General features: G+C 33.1%; 16 protein-coding genes and 3 tRNA genes. 6 read left to right on the top strand and 13 right to left on the bottom strand.

Annotated features, from left to right (window positions below):
- Nucleotides 1–2: 2 nt before the first annotated feature.
- Genes NZ698_RS06405 through NZ698_RS06415 form a run of 3 tightly spaced genes read right to left on the bottom strand, consistent with a single transcriptional unit; the run spans nt 3 to nt 4,136 of the window.
- Entirely contained in the window at nt 3–1,886 is a 1,884-nt protein-coding gene (locus NZ698_RS06405) for a M56 family metallopeptidase (RefSeq protein WP_263002248.1), read from the bottom strand.
- Between the two features lie 47 nt (nt 1,887–1,933).
- Complete coding sequence (locus tag NZ698_RS06410) at nt 1,934–3,769, bottom strand: M56 family metallopeptidase (RefSeq protein ID WP_263002249.1); 1,836 nt, start codon at nt 3,767–3,769, stop codon at nt 1,934–1,936.
- Between the two features lies 1 nt (nt 3,770).
- Nucleotides 3,771–4,136 carry a BlaI/MecI/CopY family transcriptional regulator gene (locus NZ698_RS06415; protein ID WP_263002250.1) on the bottom strand — a complete coding sequence of 122 codons (366 nt, stop codon included), beginning with the start codon at nt 4,134–4,136 and terminating at the stop codon, nt 3,771–3,773.
- A 326-nt stretch (nt 4,137–4,462) separates the two neighbouring features.
- Here NZ698_RS06415 and NZ698_RS06420 point away from each other — a divergent pair, with 326 nt between their 5' ends.
- Entirely contained in the window at nt 4,463–5,032 is a 570-nt protein-coding gene (locus tag NZ698_RS06420; protein WP_263002251.1) for a hypothetical protein, read from the top strand.
- 64 nt (nt 5,033–5,096) lie between these two features.
- Here the strand turns inward: NZ698_RS06420 and NZ698_RS06425 are convergent, their stop codons facing one another.
- The 4 genes from NZ698_RS06425 to NZ698_RS06440 form a co-directional block, all read right to left on the bottom strand.
- Nucleotides 5,097–5,495, bottom strand: coding sequence for a hypothetical protein (locus NZ698_RS06425; RefSeq protein WP_263002252.1), 399 nt, complete (start codon nt 5,493–5,495; stop codon nt 5,097–5,099).
- 216 nt (nt 5,496–5,711) lie between these two features.
- A tRNA-Met gene (locus tag NZ698_RS06430) sits at nt 5,712–5,787 on the bottom strand.
- A gap of 39 nt (nt 5,788–5,826) precedes the next feature.
- Nucleotides 5,827–5,899 (bottom strand) — tRNA-Met (locus NZ698_RS06435).
- 40 nt (nt 5,900–5,939) lie between these two features.
- Nucleotides 5,940–6,012, bottom strand: a tRNA-Met gene (locus tag NZ698_RS06440).
- Between the two features lie 99 nt (nt 6,013–6,111).
- Here NZ698_RS06440 and NZ698_RS06445 point away from each other — a divergent pair.
- From NZ698_RS06445 to prmC, 4 genes are read left to right on the top strand one after another with little or no spacing between them, the layout of a single operon-like run.
- Entirely contained in the window at nt 6,112–6,723 is a 612-nt protein-coding gene (locus NZ698_RS06445; RefSeq protein ID WP_263002253.1) for an L-threonylcarbamoyladenylate synthase, read from the top strand.
- Nucleotides 6,724–6,734: 11 nt separating this feature from the next.
- Nucleotides 6,735–7,436, top strand: coding sequence for a CPBP family intramembrane glutamic endopeptidase (locus NZ698_RS06450; protein WP_263002254.1), 702 nt, complete (start codon nt 6,735–6,737; stop codon nt 7,434–7,436).
- Nucleotides 7,437–7,439: 3 nt separating this feature from the next.
- Entirely contained in the window at nt 7,440–8,198 is a 759-nt protein-coding gene (yaaA, locus tag NZ698_RS06455) for a peroxide stress protein YaaA (RefSeq protein ID WP_263002255.1), read from the top strand.
- Nucleotides 8,199–9,050 carry a peptide chain release factor N(5)-glutamine methyltransferase gene (gene prmC / locus NZ698_RS06460; protein WP_263002256.1) on the top strand — a complete coding sequence of 284 codons (852 nt, stop codon included), beginning with the start codon at nt 8,199–8,201 and terminating at the stop codon, nt 9,048–9,050. It begins immediately after the preceding gene.
- A gap of 36 nt (nt 9,051–9,086) precedes the next feature.
- Here prmC and NZ698_RS06465 read toward each other — a convergent pair whose 3' ends face one another.
- From NZ698_RS06465 to NZ698_RS06480, 4 genes are read right to left on the bottom strand one after another with little or no spacing between them, the layout of a single operon-like run.
- Complete coding sequence (locus NZ698_RS06465; RefSeq protein WP_263002257.1) at nt 9,087–9,740, bottom strand: rhomboid family intramembrane serine protease; 654 nt, start codon at nt 9,738–9,740, stop codon at nt 9,087–9,089.
- Nucleotides 9,741–9,752: 12 nt separating this feature from the next.
- Complete coding sequence (locus tag NZ698_RS06470) at nt 9,753–12,335, bottom strand: DNA gyrase/topoisomerase IV subunit A (RefSeq protein WP_303649207.1); 2,583 nt, start codon at nt 12,333–12,335, stop codon at nt 9,753–9,755.
- A gap of 7 nt (nt 12,336–12,342) precedes the next feature.
- Entirely contained in the window at nt 12,343–12,819 is a 477-nt protein-coding gene (locus NZ698_RS06475) for a hypothetical protein (protein WP_263002258.1), read from the bottom strand.
- 15 nt (nt 12,820–12,834) lie between these two features.
- Nucleotides 12,835–14,721: a DNA topoisomerase IV subunit B gene (locus NZ698_RS06480; protein WP_263002259.1), complete on the bottom strand. Its 1,887-nt coding sequence runs from the start codon at nt 14,719–14,721 to the stop codon at nt 12,835–12,837.
- 188 nt (nt 14,722–14,909) lie between these two features.
- On the opposite strand from NZ698_RS06480, the gene NZ698_RS06485 reads away from it, so the two are divergent.
- Nucleotides 14,910–16,058 (top strand): methionine aminotransferase, encoded by a 1,149-nt coding sequence (locus NZ698_RS06485; protein ID WP_263002260.1) that lies wholly within the window; start codon nt 14,910–14,912, stop codon nt 16,056–16,058.
- Between the two features lie 115 nt (nt 16,059–16,173).
- On the opposite strand, the gene NZ698_RS06490 is transcribed toward NZ698_RS06485, so the two are convergent.
- A complete protein-coding gene (locus NZ698_RS06490) occupies nt 16,174–16,935 on the bottom strand; it encodes an SDR family NAD(P)-dependent oxidoreductase (RefSeq protein ID WP_263002261.1) in 762 nt (253 codons plus the stop codon).
- 85 nt (nt 16,936–17,020) lie between these two features.
- Nucleotides 17,021–17,959, bottom strand: a complete 939-nt coding sequence (locus NZ698_RS06495) for a helix-turn-helix domain-containing protein (RefSeq protein ID WP_263002262.1) — start codon at nt 17,957–17,959, stop codon at nt 17,021–17,023.
- Between the last annotated feature and the right edge of the window lie 13 nt (nt 17,960–17,972).

Raw genomic sequence — 17,972 nt, forward strand, 5'->3', positions numbered from 1 at the left:
ATTTATTTTGTGGAAAATTCTACTTTATCCAATCTCGAAAAACCTTTATCTCCGTAAGGAATTCTGTACATTTTTACAATTTTGAAAGGAGCTTTTGCTACTTTGATGTCTTTATTAAAAACTTCATCTTCAAAACTCTTCATATATTTTTTGAGCTCGTCTTTTGTAAATTCTTTTCCGTCAATAAAAAATTGACCATCTCTGAGAGGCATCATCATTACGGTTGATTTTACAGGATCTTTTCTATCATCCCTTGTTATTGATTGATCTTCATTTTTAACGTAAGAAACAACTGCATCATATTTAAAAATAATCATATTTTCTTTTCTGGCTTCAAACTCTTTTTCTGATTTGGCTCGAAGTTTTTCTGCATCAGCTCGCAGCTCTCTAATTTCGTTTTGAGTTAAAGGATTTTTATCATAATCTCTTCCTTTTTTGAAGTTTAAGCTCTCATTTTTCATCAAATCTGCCGCTTCCTGTGCTGACTTTCTGGCTTTTGCTGCTTCCAAAACCGATTGTCTCAGATTTTCTCTTTCTTCATCAGAAGTCACCATTCTGGTCATATACAAAAACATATCGTTACCCAAATTATTTTCCTTTATCAATTTGTTTCTAACAGAACTTGATTGTTTGTCGCTATTTTTTTCTGCACTGTAAATCATTAAATTGACGTCATCGGATTTACGAACTGAATGACTAAAGATAAAATTGGGCGTTTCTTTATTTTTTTCTAAAAAATCTAAATATTCAGATTTATTTACTTTTTTACCTTCCACCAAAAAAATATCACTTTCTTTAGCTTCAGCTAAAAATTTTTCAAGAGGGTTTGCTTCACTTTTTGAAATCTTCAAGTTCGAAATAGTCGCATTTGAAATTTCAGAATTTATCGGTCTGATCGTATCGTGCAATGAAACTTCAGAAGTATTTAAAGTATCTGAAATAATAAATTTCTCCTCTGACTTAGTAGTTTTAGCCTCCGAATAATTGAATATTTTTTCAGCTTCATTGTTGACTTTTTCTACTTCTTTATTTTTTGCATTCACCATGTAAGCAAAAGCAACGGTGAATAAAACCGGCAACGCAGAAATTCTACGCACATATCCGAATTTTGTTTTGGGTTTTTGTATCATTTTGAGTCTTTTTTTTAGGTTTGAACTCAGAAACGGACTGGTCACCGACAATTGATTTCCGGAGAAATGACTTGCCAAAAGCATTTGTGCAAACACTTTTGTATCAGATTGTCTGACCGCTTTTTTATCCGCTAAATATTCATGAATTAAATTGATTTCTTTTTTAATTAAATAAAAAATTGGATTGAACCAGAAAACAGCGGTGACGATTTCAATAAAAATTTTATCATATGAATGTTTCTGCTCGATATGAACCATCTCATGTTTCAAAATCTGCTTTCCGATGTCTGAATTGATGATAATCGTATTCTTCCAAAACAGATTTTTAAAATAAGAAAACGGAGCCTCTGAAAGATTCGTCTGGTAAAAATTGATCCCTTCAATCTTTTCTTTTTTAAATTGAGTTTTGAACTTTTGTATTTTTAAAATTCCAAAAGAAAGTTTGATTAAAAGTATAAAGGCAACTCCAATAATTGCAATATTGATATATTTCAGATAATTAATTCCATCATTTGTGCCTTTAGAAACTTTAACACTCTGAAATTTCGCAAAAACTTCATACACTTTCTCACTAAATTCTATTGTAAAATATTCAATTTTGAGCAGAGGTAAAACTATGGAAACTGCAACCGTAAACAGAAGATAAAACCTGTTGTAATGATGAAAAGTTTTATCTTTTAAAAATGATTGATAATAAAGAAACATCACAGCGGAGCAAAGAACAACTTTTCCGAAATAAAAAATGAGAGTTTCCATAGGTATTAGTTTTTGTGCGGTTTTGAATGTTGTTTATTTAATCTCTCTTACTTTTTAGTATTAATTGAAATTTCACCTACAGATTTTCCGTTAACCTTATTTTTGGTAACATTAATTTCCCGGATATTATTAGAATCTAAGGCATCCATCTCTTCTTTTGACGATTCTTTTCCGTTGATAGTAATTTTCATATTATCTTCAAAAGCATCTTTGCCATTCACATAAAATTTTTTAATTCCAGAAGTAAGATTATCTTTGCCACTCGTAATTATTCTGGTGTTTTGTGTTTTAATTACCTTATTTCCTTCTGCCTTTTCAGAGTCGACATATTTTGAAATGACAGAATAATCAGCATTTGGTTTTGCATGAGCATCCACTGAGATAATCCATGGATTATTTTGAGCTTTTTCTCTTACAATTTCTGCCTGCTTTTTGGAGATTTCAGCCTGTTTTTTTGACAGTTCAGCTTTTTGTTTAGCTAGTTTTTCAAGTTTTCTCTGATCTTTTTTAGATAAATTTGAAGGATTGATTTCAGTATATGTCGCTATACCAGAATAACTTTTACCCAGTGCAATGGGTGGGTTTGGAGCATTTGGTGAAGTAGGAAATGAAGGAGATTCAGGGAAATTATATCCCTTTTTTGTGTAAATTTTCACAGCGTTTCTATATTCGTCAGATTTAAAATACTCGTCAGCTTTCTTAACTTCATCCCTCATTTTCTGTAAATACTCAGGGTTTTGAAAATCTTCCTGAATTGAAACTTTACTTATTTCTTCTGAAAGTCTGCTAATTTCTTCTACATTTTTTTCGAAATCTTTGCTGTCAGGATTTAATGTTTTTAAAGCTTTTGATTTTTCCTTAATTTTTATGCTCAGATCAGCAATTTTTTGAGAACCTTCACTCTTGTTTGAAATTTTTGGTGCGAAAATCTCTTCTCGTCTTTCAACTTTTTCGGGTCTTATCGTGTCATTTTTTATTTCAGAAACTGCTTTTTCAATTTCGATATTGGTTTTTGCAATTTCCTTATTTTTAGCATTTACCATGTAAGCAAAAGCAACGGTAAATAAAACCGGCAGTGCAAATATTCTTCGCGCATACCCGAATTTTGTTTGGGGTTTTTGTAACATTTTGAGTCTTTTTTTGAGGTTTGAACTTAGAAACGGACTTGTCGCAGGCAACTGTGTTCCGGAAAAGTGGCTTGCTAAAAGCATCTGCGCAAATGCTTTTGTGTCCGATTTTTTAACGGCTTTTTTATCAGCCAGATATTCGTGAATTAAGCTTATTTCTTTTTTGATGATATGAAAAAACGGATTGAACCAGAATACAGCAGTCATAACCTCAATAAAAATCTTGTCGTATGAATGTTTCTGCTCAATGTGTACCATTTCATGTTTTAATATCTGCTTTCCAATGTCTGAATTGATCACGATCGAATTCTTCCAAAACAGGTTTTTAAAATATGAAAATGGCGCTTCTGCAAGGTTGGTCTGATAGAAATTGACCCCTTCGAAAGTTTCTTTTTGAAACTGATTTTTAAACTGAGAGATTTTTAAAATTCCATAGATGAGTTTTCCTAAAAAATAGAAAGACACCAATCCCAAAGCTGAAAAAATAATTCTAAAATAAGTGTTGTCATTGTCTGTTGTTTTATTTGTGTTTAAATTTTGTAACTTATTAAGAAGCAAATACAAATCGTTGCTCACCTCAATGGTAAAATCTTCTACTTTGATGAGCGGCAAAAAAATTGAGATCAACATTGCCGACAAAAGGTAAAATCTGTTGTAGTGATGAAACGTCTTGTCTTTTAAAGACAACTGATAATACAAAAACATTACACCCGAACAGATGATTACTTTTCCGAAATATAAAATCAGTGCTTCCATATTAGTCTTTATTTTTGAGTTCGTTTAAAAGCATTTCAAGATCTTCAACGGTCATTTCATTTTTTTCAACCAAAAAAGAAACAGCACTTTTGTAAGAACCTTTAAAATAATTTTTCACAAGACTTTTCATCGTCTTTCCCGAATACTGCTCTTTAGAAACTAAAGGAAAATATTCGTGCTGTCTTCCGTAAACATGATAATCCACAAATTCTTTATCCTTCAAAACCTTCAGAATCGTAGAAACGGTGTTGGTATGCGGTTTTGGCTCCGGGAAAAGATCAAGAACATCTTTCAGAAAACCCTTTTCGATTTTCCATAAATACTGCATTACCTGTTCTTCTGCTTTTGTTAAGTTCTGAATTTTCATAAATTATCTTTTAAAGTTCTAAATTACAGCAATTTTAAATATCACTAGTAAATTAGTTATACAAATGTAGAAATTAAATTGATTCAAACAACTAATTTTTTAGTGATAAAGAAAACAGTAACTTAATCCACTGATAATCAGGGCAATATTTTTTATTAAAATATGTTAAATTTTTAACAAAGCTTATTTTATGTGTGAACATTTACCATTAATCAACTTGATAATAAAGCAAATTCTTAAAACTTGTTAATTTTTATTAAATAAAATTAAAATCTACTTGCTTAAACTGAGAAAATATATTTATTTTAGTGCTTTAAAAATTTCTCATGAAAAGATATAATCTACTTACTGTTTTATTATTACTTATTTTTAGCATGACATCGGCTCAGGTGTCCTCAGTTTTCGGTTCTGTAACCGAAGCAAAATCAAAAATCGAAGCTACGGTTCCTGTTGTAGTAGAACATTTAAAAAAGATCAGTGAAAAACAAGGAAACACCACTGTTTTAGATAACGGAAAGGCTGCTTTGAAGAACGAATATGATAAAGTTTCTCAGGAATTTGATCTTTACAAAGGAAATATGGCAAGCTGTATTTTAGGAAAATCTAAGCAAACCAAAAAATGTATGAACTACCATACTCAATATTTCAGAAACACTTTAGGGATTTACGAAAATTACATCAACTATGTAACTAAGAAAAACGGATATTTGGGTGTTGCAGATGAAAGCATTAAATTAGATTTCAAACCAACAGAAATTTCCACAAAAATCGATAAAGATTTTTCCGGAGCTGTAGGTGCGGTAAAAAAGATGAAGGGAAACAACAAGTCAACTTACTTTGAGCAATTAAAGTCTGATGATTTTAAACTTCAGAATTTTGATACTTTGGTTAACTAAATAAAAAATCCCGCTTTTACGAAGCGGGATTTTTTTTATCCTCTATAATAATTGCAAAACCAAGCTAGCTTACAATATATTCCGAAATTAAAGGTTGATCAGTGTCTTCGTCCCACGTTAGTTTCCAATCTTCTTTTACATTCATATCAATATCAGCTTGTTTCATTTTTGCAACATATCTAACGTCAAAAGCTATATCAAAATTGTTTTTGGAAGTCTCTGTTACTTTAATGTCAGAAACGTGATGAGTTGTATTTTGTAAAAGGTTATTTTTAGATTCTGTAAACCAATTACTAAAACCTTCATGACCTGTAAACAAATCATTTCCGGGGAATTTCATTTTTACATCTTCTGAAAGATATTGCAGGAAATAGCTGTTTTCATCTAATTGGTCAAAATGTTCGAACCATTTTTCCATAAATGCTTTAATTTTTTTTTCATTTGTTTCTTGGGAATTTTCCATAAATTTTTTTGTTTAAAATTTCACTTTCTTAGTTTCCTTAATTGACATTTAATCTCATTTAAAATTAAAATCAACTAAAAATTTAATTTTCAAGTTTATTAAAATTTTTAAGATTACACAAATTTTCTGCAAAGTCCCAAAGGTGTGATTGCTTTTTTATTAAATCATTTAATTTTTAACACAAAAAAAGGAGAACTACTTTCGTAATTCTCCTGTTGGTAGCGGGAACCGGACTCGAACCGATGACCTTCGGGTTATGAGCCCGACGAGCTACCTACTGCTCCATCCCGCGGTGTATCTTTATAGTGCTTACCGAAAGCACTTAACTTAGTAGCGGGAACCGGACTCGAACCGATGACCTTCGGGTTATGAGCCCGACGAGCTACCTACTGCTCCATCCCGCGGTGTATCTTTATAGTGCTTACCGAAAACACTTAAACTTAGTAGCGGGAACCGGACTCGAACCGATGACCTTCGGGTTATGAGCCCGACGAGCTACCTACTGCTCCATCCCGCGATATTGGATTGCAAATATACGAATATATTTTAAAATTGCAAGTTTTTCTAGTAATTAAAGCACTTCCCGAAAATAATTTAAATATTTGTATCTTTGTTTATGGCAAAAATATTAAGAATTTATCCGGATAATCCTCAGGAAAACCTTATCAATGAGGTTATTAAAACCCTGAATAATGGCGGACTGATTATTTATCCGTCTGACACTGTTTATGCATTAGGCTGCAATATTTTTGATATTAAGGCCATGGAAAAGCTCGCACAGATCAAAAAGCAGAAACTTGATAAGGCAAAATTCTCTATTATCTGTAACGATCTGAGTCATCTTTCAGATTTTACGAGACCTATTGACACTTCTGTCTTCAGATTTTTAAAGAGTCATCTTCCGGGTCCGTTCACTTTTATTCTTGAAGCTAACAAAAGTTTACCTTTAGCATATAAAAACCATAAAACAATCGGGATTCGTGTTCCTGATCATTCAATTCCGCAACTGATTGTTGAAAAACTGGGACATCCTATTGCATCAACTTCAATCAAAGATGATGACGAGATTATTGAATATTCTACCGATCCTGAACTGATTGCTGAGAAATACGATCATCTTGTGGACATAGTAATTGATTCTGGGTATGGTGATAACATGGCTTCTACAATAGTTGATCTTACTTCAGGCGAACCGGAAATAATCAGACAGGGAAAAGGTGAAATTTAGAAGCTTACATTATGAGTCTTAATGGTAAATATGCTGTAGGCATCGTACTTACGTTTGTACTTCTTGTCTTAGCAATGCTCTATTCAATTCCTTTAATCAATCAGTTTTTTAATTTTAAAACCATTACTGCTGATCTGTTTTTTTACAACAGACTTTCACTTTGGTTGGTTTTGATCATTGTACTGGCTTATAATTTCTTTATCGAAAACAGGTCATTCTTTGTTTGGGAAGACAAAAAATATTCTGCCGGTTTTTATCTGATAGCGGTTATTTGTCTCTATCTGATTTGTGCAGTTGGAGGAGCTTTTCTGAATGGAATTATCATGCTCATTACACATGAAAAAATCAGTGACAAACTGTTGCAGCTCAGTTCAATTTTTAAAAACAATTATTTTCTGATCATTTTCACCTGTCTTACAGCAGGAGTTATTGAAGAATTACTGATGCGAGCATACATTCAGCCAAGAGTAGAAAAAATATACAACAGTCCTGTTTTGGGAGTTATCATTTCAGCATTGCTATTTGCAGTCCTCCATAGCACTTACGGGACGATTGGTCAAGTTATCGTACCTTTCTTTATCGGAATTGTATTTGCGATATTTTACAAATTATATTCAAACATCAAGATTCTGATCATTTGCCATTTTATGTTTGACTTTATTTCTTTAATGCTCATGAATCTGATTGATCTTAAACAATTATCTGTTTTTTAAACTATGAAAATCATAACCTCTCCTGCAAAATTAATGAACACGGAAAACTCAACAGATCTGTTGAGAAGTACAACTCCAAAATTCATTGAAGAAGCAGAATTTATACATTTTTTTTTAAAGCCTAAATCTCCGAAATATCTTTCTGAACTGATGGAAATTTCGCCAAAACTGGCAGATGAAAACTGGGAAAGAAACCAAAAATGGAAAGCAAAACCAACTGTAAAAGAATCTGCTCCTGCAATGTTTGCCTTTACAGGAGAAGTTTACAGAGGATTAGATGCCAAAACTTTAGATAAAAAAGCAGTCGATTATTTACAGAAAAACTACAGAATGCTTTCCGGACTTTACGGTTTGCTAAAACCTTCAGATAAAGTGATGCTATATCGATTGGAAATGGGACGACCTTTTGAGTTCGATGAATACAAAAATCTATACAGTTTCTGGACAGAAAAAGTAACCGAACAGCTTAATTCTGAAATGAAAAAGAACGAACTACTTCTTTTTTTATGCAGCAATGAATACGGAAAAGTGATCGACCGAAAAAAACTGAATCACAAAGTCATTGATTTTGAATTTTACGAATTAAGAGAAGGAAAACTGAAAACCATTGTTGTTTACACAAAACATGCGAGAGGCTTGGTGGTGAGATTCTGTGCTGAAAACAATGTAAAAACGTTGAACGATGTGAAAGCTTTCAACTATGAAGGTTATAGAATTGATGAAGAAAAATCGACAGATACTAAATTGGTTTTTACAAGATAAATGACAATTGCAGATTTTAAGAATAAATTTAAAACCGAGCTTTCAGAATTATATACAGATTCTGAAATAGATTTTCTTTATTCGGTTTTCATTGAAAAAATTTTAGATTTAAATCAAATTCAGCAAAGAATATTGTCAAATCAGGAGTTATCCCAAGACAATAAAAATCAGCTTGAAAACATTATTTCAGAATTAAAAACAGGAAAACCTTACCAACATATTTTAGGTGAAACGGAATTTTACGGAATGACTTTTTTTGTGAATGAAAATGTCTTAATTCCCCGTCCGGAAACTGAGGAATTGTTGGAATTAGCAATTCATAAAATTAAAAATTCACAGTTAAATCTTAAAAATCTAAAGATTTTAGATATTGGTACGGGAAGCGGAATCATTCCTTTGGTTTTAAAGAAACATTTTCCAAATTCAGAAATTTCGTCTATCGATTTTTCTGAAAAAGCTTTAGAGGTCGCAAAGAGAAATGCAGATTTTCATCAAGTAGAAATCAAATTAATTCATGCAGATTATCTGAATTTCAATTTGAATGAAAACTATGATGTTATCATATCAAATCCACCTTACATCGGGATTGAAGAAGAAGTAGAAATTGAAGACTCTGTAAAGGGATTTGAACCTACAATGGCGCTTTTTTCACCCACTTCAGATGCTTTGATTTTTTATAAAAAGATTGCTGAAGACTCTGGAAAATATTTAAATAAAAACGGATTGTTGTTTTTAGAAATCAATCAGAAATTGGGTCAGGAAACTTTAGAATTGTATAGAAATAATTTTTCAAAATCAGAATTAATCAAAGATTTATCTGAAAACGACCGCTTTATATTTGGTATTAAATAAATTCAATCAATATTCATAAAAAAAGAATCGGTTTGCTTAACCGATTCTTTTTTTTATGAATATTTCGTAAGATAGATATAGAAGAGGTAAAGCCATAATTCCTATAAATAAAGAATTTTCTAAAGCGGCTTCAGGCTGAGTTGCAATTGCGTAAACCAAGCCGAAAAATGCTCCACCTAAGTGTGCAGCGTGTCCTAAATTGTCCCATTGTTTTGGATTTAGCATCATGTAAACAGAGTATCCAAAGTACAATAACCCAAAGACAAAACCAGGAATTGGAATTGGAATAAAAAATAGAAAAAGACTCATCTTAGGAGCCATTGCAATCGCAGCAAATAAAATTCCGGAAACTCCTCCACTGGCTCCAATCGCAGAATACCAAGGCTGTTTTTGATAGATAAACAATGAAAAAATATTCCCTAAAAGTATAGATCCGATGTAAATAATTATAAATCCTACAGCACCGAATCCTTCCAAAATGACAGGTCCGAAGAAATATAATGTCATCATATTAAAAAACAAATGCATCATATCTGCATGTAGAAAACCTGCAGAAAGCAATCTAATGTATTCTTTCCTGTTGAAAATTGCTGCTACATTAAATTTATATTTTTCAAAAATAACTTGATTATTAAAAGCTACAAAACTTATAATAGCAGTTATCGCTATAATTAATACTAAAATACTCATAATTTCTACTACTTAATTTTCACTACTACCCCCTTCAAACAAATCACCAATTGTACCGCCATCATCATCTTGAGATGGAATAAATTCAGGCTCTTCATAAACTTCCGGTTCTTCCTCTTCCTGCTCAGGAATGGTAATATTGATGGTTTTTACTTTAAATTTTGTAAACTGGTTTCCAATTGCTTTTATTCCTTTAACACCGATAAATTCGTCAATGTTTACGGTTTCTGGTTCGCGTTCTTTTCCTTTGTCTTTTGCAAAAATAATTTCTGCAGTTGTTCCATTCGAAACCAAAATTCTTTCTATAAACGATTTTGGATGTTCAGAAGGCATAAAGGTTTGTGCATTGGTTGTATTTTCCAGCAAAAATCTTTTAATAAAATAAATATCTTTTTCGCCATCATAATAAATACAAGTAATTGGCTGCTGCGGTCGCCATTTTTCAAGAATGATATATTCGTCATCGAAACGGTTTCCGAGATCGAAACTGATCAGTTTTGCTTCACCCTGAGAATTGACCGTCAAAATTTTATCATCACCTTTGAAACTTCCCAGTAAAGTCCCTCTCACATCCGCATTTAAACGTCTTACCGTATCATCAAACCAGATTTTTCGAGGTGCTAAAGTCGAAACACCTTCTTCTTTTAAATCTACTTTTTTAACAGAATATTTGGTCACTAAATTTCCTTTAGAATCACGTCCTTTGATTCCTATTTCAGAAAAATCAATATCCATTTTATTTTTCCTGATTCTTGGATTTGGTTTTAATAGTACCGTCACCGTTTCTGCTTCACCGTTTGGGTTTGCAGAAAAATAAAGCGTTTCAGAACCTCTTGCATCAGAAGCTAAACGATAATCTGTATTTCTCGTCACACCGGTAACGGAAAAACGTTTCATGTAGTAAGGTCCCTGCATTCCTTCACGATAGATCATGTTGTAAACAGTTCGCTTATCGTTCTTCTTCCAAATCGCAACGTGCAGAATATCTTTTCCGATAAAAGTTTTAGCTTCCACTTTTACCACTTTCATACTTCCATCTTTTCGGAAAGTGATGATGTCGTCAATATCTGAACAATCAAATAAAAATTGGTCTTTTTTTAATGAAGTACCTACAAAACCTTCTTCAAAATTAGCGTAGAATTTTTCGTTAGCAACAGCAACTTTCGATGCATCAATCGTATCAAATATTCTTAGTTCCGTTTTACGCTCCCTGCCTTTTCCGTATTTTTTCTGAATATTTAAATAATAATCAATAGCGTAAGTAATCAGGTTGGCCAAATGATGTCTTACCTGCTCGATTTTACCTTCAAGAGATAATATATTTTCTTTAAATTTATCTAAATCAAATCTCGAAATTCTTTTAATTCTGATTTCAGTCAGTCTAAGAATATCCTCTTCCGTAACTTCTCTTAAAAGATGGGCTGTATGAGGTTTTAAACCAATTGCAATTGTTTTTAAAACATCTTCCCAGCTTTTTACCTCTTCAATATCGTGATAGATTCTATTCTCAATAAAAATTCTTTCCAGTGAAGAGAAATGCCAACTTTCCTGTAGTTCATTGAGTTCAATTTCCAACTCTTTTTTAAGCAATGAAACAGTGTGGTCAGTATTCATTCTTAAAATTTCTGAAACGTTCAGAAACATGGGTTTATCCCCAACAATTACACAGGCATTCGGAGATATAGTTACCTGACAATCGGTAAACGCATATAAAGCGTCAATCGTTTTGTCGGGAGAAACTTCGTTGTGAAGATAGATCAGAATCTCAACTTTATCTGATGTGTTATCTTCAATTTTTTTGATTTTAATTTTTCCTTTTTCATTGGCTTTAATGATTGAATCAATCAAATCGCCTGTATTTTTTGAAAAAGGAAGCTCAGAAATCATCAGAGTATGCTTGTCGACCTGAGAAATTTTGGCTCTGGCTCTTACTTTACCGCCTCTGTGACCGTCGTTGTATTCTGAAACGTCAAGAAAACCTGCCGTCAGAAAATCCGGGAAAAGCTCAAATTTTTTACCTTTTAAATAAGCAACCGAAGCGCTGATTAATTCATTAAAATTATGAGGAAGAATTTTTGTAGAAAGTCCGACTCCGATTCCCTCAACACCTTGAGCCAAAAGTAAAGGAAATTTCACCGGTAAATCTACTGGCTCATTATTTCTGCCGTCATAAGATTTAGACCAGACAGTAGTTTTAGGATTGAAGACCACTTCTAGAGCAAAAGGAGTCAGTCTCGCTTCAATATATCTCGCCGCCGCAGCAGAATCTCCTGTGTAAATATTTCCCCAGTTTCCCTGCGTATCAATCAGCAATTCTCTTTGTCCGATTCCTACCATTGCATCGGTAATCGACGCGTCACCGTGAGGATGATATTTCATCGTATTTCCGACGATATTGGCGACTTTGTTGTACCTTCCGTCTTCAAGCTCACGCATTGAATGCATAATTCTACGCTGAACAGGCTTGAAACCATCATAAACAGACGGAATGGCTCTATCTAAAATTACATAAGATGCATAATCCAGAAACCAGTCTTTGTACAGTCCTGAAACTTTTTTTAAGCTTTCGCCTTCGTGAGAGTTTTCTTCTATCATTATTTTCCTAATGTCTTCTTTCTTTGTTTGCTTTTATCACTTTATTGAGCGATAATTTTAAATCGTTGACTTCTTTTTGCGTTAAATATGAGATATCGTATTTCAAAATAGTGGAACCATTGTTTTTACTTGAAATGGTAATATATAATCTTCTTATAAACAACAAACTTACGCTTTCAAATTTCATCAGTTTGTATTTTGGAAATTCGTCACTCAAAGGCTTATTCAGAAACGGGACAATATTTCTGTTTTTTAAATGAAGTGCTTCACCATCGCTGTCATATTCAAAAATCTGCCTTCCGTTGATGTAGTATAGAACTAATAACAGAAGCGGAACGATAATCAAAAGATAGCTGACTCCTCCTAAAATCCGAAATTTATAATGCTCCATGATGAAGCCAATAATTCCTCCCAATAACATCAGCAATAATAATGTATTGATAAAATTATAGATAGGGGCTTTGGTACGGTTACTTAATCTCATTTGTGTATATATGGTCTAAATTTCTTCTACTTCACTTATAATTTCTTTGTCACTTATATTGGAATCTTCAACTACCAGATTTTCAAGAATAAAAACCTGTCTGTCCGGTGTATTTTTACCCATATAAAACTCTAATAATTGTTCGATTGTCTGATCTTTACCGAGAACAACAGGTTCTAAACGAATGTCTTTTCCGATGAAATTTTTAAATTCGTCAGGCGAAATTTCTCCCAATCCTTTAAATCGGGTAATTTCAGGATTTTTTCCTAATTCATTTAAAGCTTTCACTCTTTCAAGCTCAGAATAGCAATATCTGGTTTCCTTTTTATTTCTAACTCTAAATAATGGAGTTTGAAGGATGTACAAATGTCCGTTTTTGATCACATCAGGGAAAAACTGAAGGAAAAATGTAATCATCAAAAGTCTGATGTGCATTCCGTCAACATCGGCATCGGTTGCGATAATGACCTGATTATATCTTAAGTCTTCAAGACTTTCTTCAATATTTAAAGCAGCCTGAAGAAGATTAAATTCCTCATTCTCATACACCACTTTTTTTGTTAAACCATAACAGTTCAACGGTTTTCCTTTTAACGAAAATACAGCCTGCGTTTCTACATCCCTTGATTTTGTGATGGATCCTGATGCAGAATCTCCTTCGGTAATAAATATCTGAGTTTCAGCTTTTCTTTCCGCTTTTTGATCGTTGTAATGCTGTCTGCAGTCACGAAGTTTTTTATTGTGAAGCGAAACTTTTTTCGCTCTTTCTCTTGCTAATTTCTGAATTCCCGAAAGCTCTTTTCTTTCTCTTTCTGAGATTAAAATTTTCCGTTGAATCGCTTCAGCAATCTCAGGATTTTTATGCAGGAAATTATCTAATTTACTTTTAAGAAAATCAATAATGAAAATTCTAACAGTCGGACCATTTGGACCTATATCGTTGGAACCTAATTTAGTTTTCGTCTGAGATTCAAAGACCGGTTCTTCAACATTAATGGAAATTGCCGCAACAATTGATTTACGAATATCCGACGCATCAAAATTCTTATTAAAAAATTCACGAATCGTTTTTACATACGCTTCACGGAAGGCATTTAAATGCGTTCCACCTTGCGTTGTATTTTGTCCGTTTACAAATGAAAAGTAAGTTTCTGTCTGAGATTTATCGGTATGCGTCACCGCCAATTCAATGTCATTATCTCTCAAATGAACAATCGGATACAATACATCACTTTCCAGTTCTTCTTCCAACAAATCTTTAAGACCATTTTCAGAATAAAAAGTTTCTCCGTTAAAAAGAATTTTCAAACCCGGATTCAGGTAAGAATAATTACGGAGCATTCTTGCGATATATTCTTTTCTGAATTTAAAATGAAGGAAAATATCAGCATCGGGAACAAAAGAAATCTCAGTTCCGTTACGATCTGAAGTATCTTTTTCAGCATGATCTTCGGTAATAATTCCTCTTGAAAACTCAGCCATTTTCATTTTCCCTTCACGGAAAGATCTTACACGGAAATAATCTGAAAGTGCATTTACCGCTTTCGTTCCAACTCCATTCAAACCAACAGATTTTTTGAAGGCTTTGCTGTCGTACTTTCCACCCGTATTCATTTTTGAAACAGCATCAACAACTTTTCCCAAAGGAATTCCACGACCAAAATCACGGATCGTCACTTTTCCGTCGTCGACTTTTATTTCGATTCTTTTACCGGATTTCATTCTGAACTCATCGATTGAGTTGTCAAGAATTTCTTTAAGTAAAATATAGATCCCGTCATCTGCAGATGAGCCATCGCCCAACTTCCCGATATACATTCCGGGACGTAAACGGATGTGCTCCTGCCAATCGAGGGTTCTGATGTTATCTTCGGAGTATACAGGGTTTATTTCTTGTGACATAAGTAATTTCAGCAAACATACAAAAGTACGGAATTGGACAAAAATATCCGAATAATAAAGATCGTTTTTTACTATTTTTTCATACAAAACACGCTTTTAATTCTATTACAAAACATTTTTTGATATTACAATATCATTAAATTTCAAAAAATGCTGTACATTCGAACTAAGCAAAAAATTTTTCTTTCATGATACACCTTCCTTTTTCTAAACTTTCAAACGTAGGAACCACGATTTTCAGTCAGATGACCCAATTGGCTAATGAAAATGAAGCCATTAATTTATCTCAGGGATTTCCTGATTTCATGCCTGATTCAGAATTGCTGGATCTTGTGAATCAGTTTATACAAAAAGGATTCAATCAATACGCTCCAATGGGCGGAATGATTGGTTTGAAAGAAGAAATTGCAAGGAAAATTGAGAACAGTCATCAGGCAATTTATCATCCTGATTCAGAAATCACGATTACTGCAGGCGGAACTCAGGCGATTTTTACAACGATTGCTACGTTTGTCAAAAAAGATGATGAAGTGATTATTTTTGAACCGGCCTACGATTGTTACGAACCCACTGTTGAACTTTTCGGAGGAATTGTAAAACGTTTTGAAATGAAAGCTCCCGATTATGAAATCGATTGGAATGCAGTGAAAAATTTAGTTTCAGAAAAAACCAAAATGATCATTCTGAACAATCCCAACAATCCATCTGGAAAGATTTTAAAGGAAAATGATATTCAGGAATTAATTAAACTCGTACAAGACACTTCCATTTTGATTTTGAGTGATGAAGTGTATGAAAATATCGTTTACGACGGAAAAGAACATTTAAGTATCTGTAAATATCCGGAACTGAAAGAAAGAAGTCTTTTGGTTGCATCATTTGGAAAACTTTTTCATGTTACCGGCTGGAAAATCGGATATTGCGCCGCTCCAAAAGCTTTGACCGACGAGTTTAGAAAAATTCATCAATTCAATGTATTTTCTGTTAATACGCCGATTCAACTTGCTTTGGCGGAATACATGAAAAACGATGAGCATTATCTTGGTTTGAGTCAATTTTTCCAGGAAAAAAGAGACTTTTTAAGACGGGGATTAGCAAATACTTCTTTTGAATTACTCGATTGTGAAGGAACGTATTTTCAGGCTTTGAAATATGACAAAATTTCAGACAAAAATGATTTTGATTTTGCTACCGAACTTACTGTTAATCATAAAGTGGCAAGTGTTCCTTTTTCATCATTTTATAAGAATAAATTGAATGAAAATGTAATTCGTTTATGTTTTGCAAAAAAGCAAGAAACTTTGGAAAGAGCGATTGAGAATTTAGCTAGAATATAAATCTCTCGCAGATTCAGCAAATTGAGCAGATTTAAAACTGATCTGCATAATCAGCTCAATCTGCGAGAGAAACAAATTATTGCTTTTTAATTAAAGCTCTCAAACTTATATTTATTTAAAAGAACATTCCACCCGAAGCTTCAATTCTCTGCGCTGTAATCCAGCCTGCATCTTCGGTACAAAGAAATGCAACTACTCCACCAATATCGTCCGGCAAACCTGCTCTTCCTAAAGCTGTATTTCCTGCAATCATTGAATTGATATTTTTATCGTCTCTTGTTCTACCGCCTCCAAAATCGGTTTCAATAGCTCCTGGAGCAACAACATTAACTTTTATTTTTCTTACACCCAATTCTTTAGCCATATATTTTGTCAGCATTTCAATTCCAGCTTTCATCGAACCGTAAACTGATGATCCGGGTAATGCAAATCTTGCCAATCCTGAAGAAATATTCACAATTCCACCACCATCATTGATGAATGGCAAAAGTTTTTGAGTTAAAAAGAAAACGCCTTTAAAATGAATATTAAACATTTCATCCAACTGATCTTCCGTAGTTTCCATGATCGGAGAATACAGTGCAGTTCCCGCATTGTTGACCAAATAATCAATATTTGTATTTCCCGTATTTTCTTTCAAATGCTCGGTAACATTTTTCACAAAAGCGTCAAAGCTTTTCACATCTCTTGTATCTAGTTGAAGGGCGATTGCTTTTCTTCCCAAAGCCTTAATTTCGCTCACTACATATTCAGCTTCTTCTTTATTGCTGTGATAGGTAATGATGACATCCAATCCTTTCTCGGCAATTTTCAATGCTGAATTTTTTCCTAATCCACGGCTTCCGCCAGTAATCAATGCGATTTTTGTTGTACTCATTTTTAATATTTTTGTTGTGACAAAGTTCTATTAATTTTACTCCAAACGATTTGCTTCAATCAATCGGAAATTTGCATAATTCAAATCACGAACGAAATTCTAACGGCGCAACCGTCGTTTTTCTTTTAAAGAAATTTGAAAAATGAGCGATCTCCTCAAATCCTAATGCGTATGAAATTTCTGAAACATTCCATTTGGTTTGCTTTAATAGGATCTTAGCTTCCTGAATGACACGATCAGCAATAAACTCTGTCGTGGTTTTCCCCGTACTTTCCTTCAAATTTTTATTTAAATAATTGACGTGAATCGACAGTCGGTCTGCATAATCTTTGGCAACTTTTAACTGAATTCTCTGTTCGGGAGATTCTATAGGAAATTGTCTTTCCAACAATTCAATAAATAAGGAAACGACACGCAATGAAGCATTGTGAGAAGTTGAGATCTTTGCAGCAGGCTGTAACTTTTGTCCGTAATGAATCAGTTCAAATACATAATTTCTGATCAGATCATATTTAAAAGCATAATCAGAATCTATTTCTTTTTTGATTTTTGAAAACAGAAATTCAATTTCATCCGCCATTTCGTCATCAATTTCAAAAACAGGAAATGCGCCGGGTTGAAATAAAGGTAATTCTTCAAGAATATTCTGAGATTGATTTTTATTAAAAAAATCATCTGTAAAAACGCAGAAACTTCCCTTCTGATCTGCATCTTCAGGAACATAATGATAAGGAACTTTCGGCGTTGCAAAAAGCAAAGCATTCTTTTTAATCGAAATCACTTTATCGGCATATTCTGCTCTGTTTTTACCTCTGATCAGACTGATCTTATAATATTTCCTTCTATTATAAGGCATTTCAGATGTCCTTTTGACTGTTGCAAGTGTTTGTGCAATATCGAAAACATTAAAATGACCAATATCTTTATGAAGACCTTTTGGAAAAATACTGTCAAGATCTTTTCCCAATCTATGAGCCATTTCGCCGTAAAAATCTTCTAAGGAAGCGTGAGCAATTTTTTCCATGATGTGGAATTTG

It is taken from the genome of Chryseobacterium edaphi (assembly GCF_025628985.1).
GTDB classification, from domain to species: domain Bacteria; phylum Bacteroidota; class Bacteroidia; order Flavobacteriales; family Weeksellaceae; genus Chryseobacterium; species Chryseobacterium edaphi.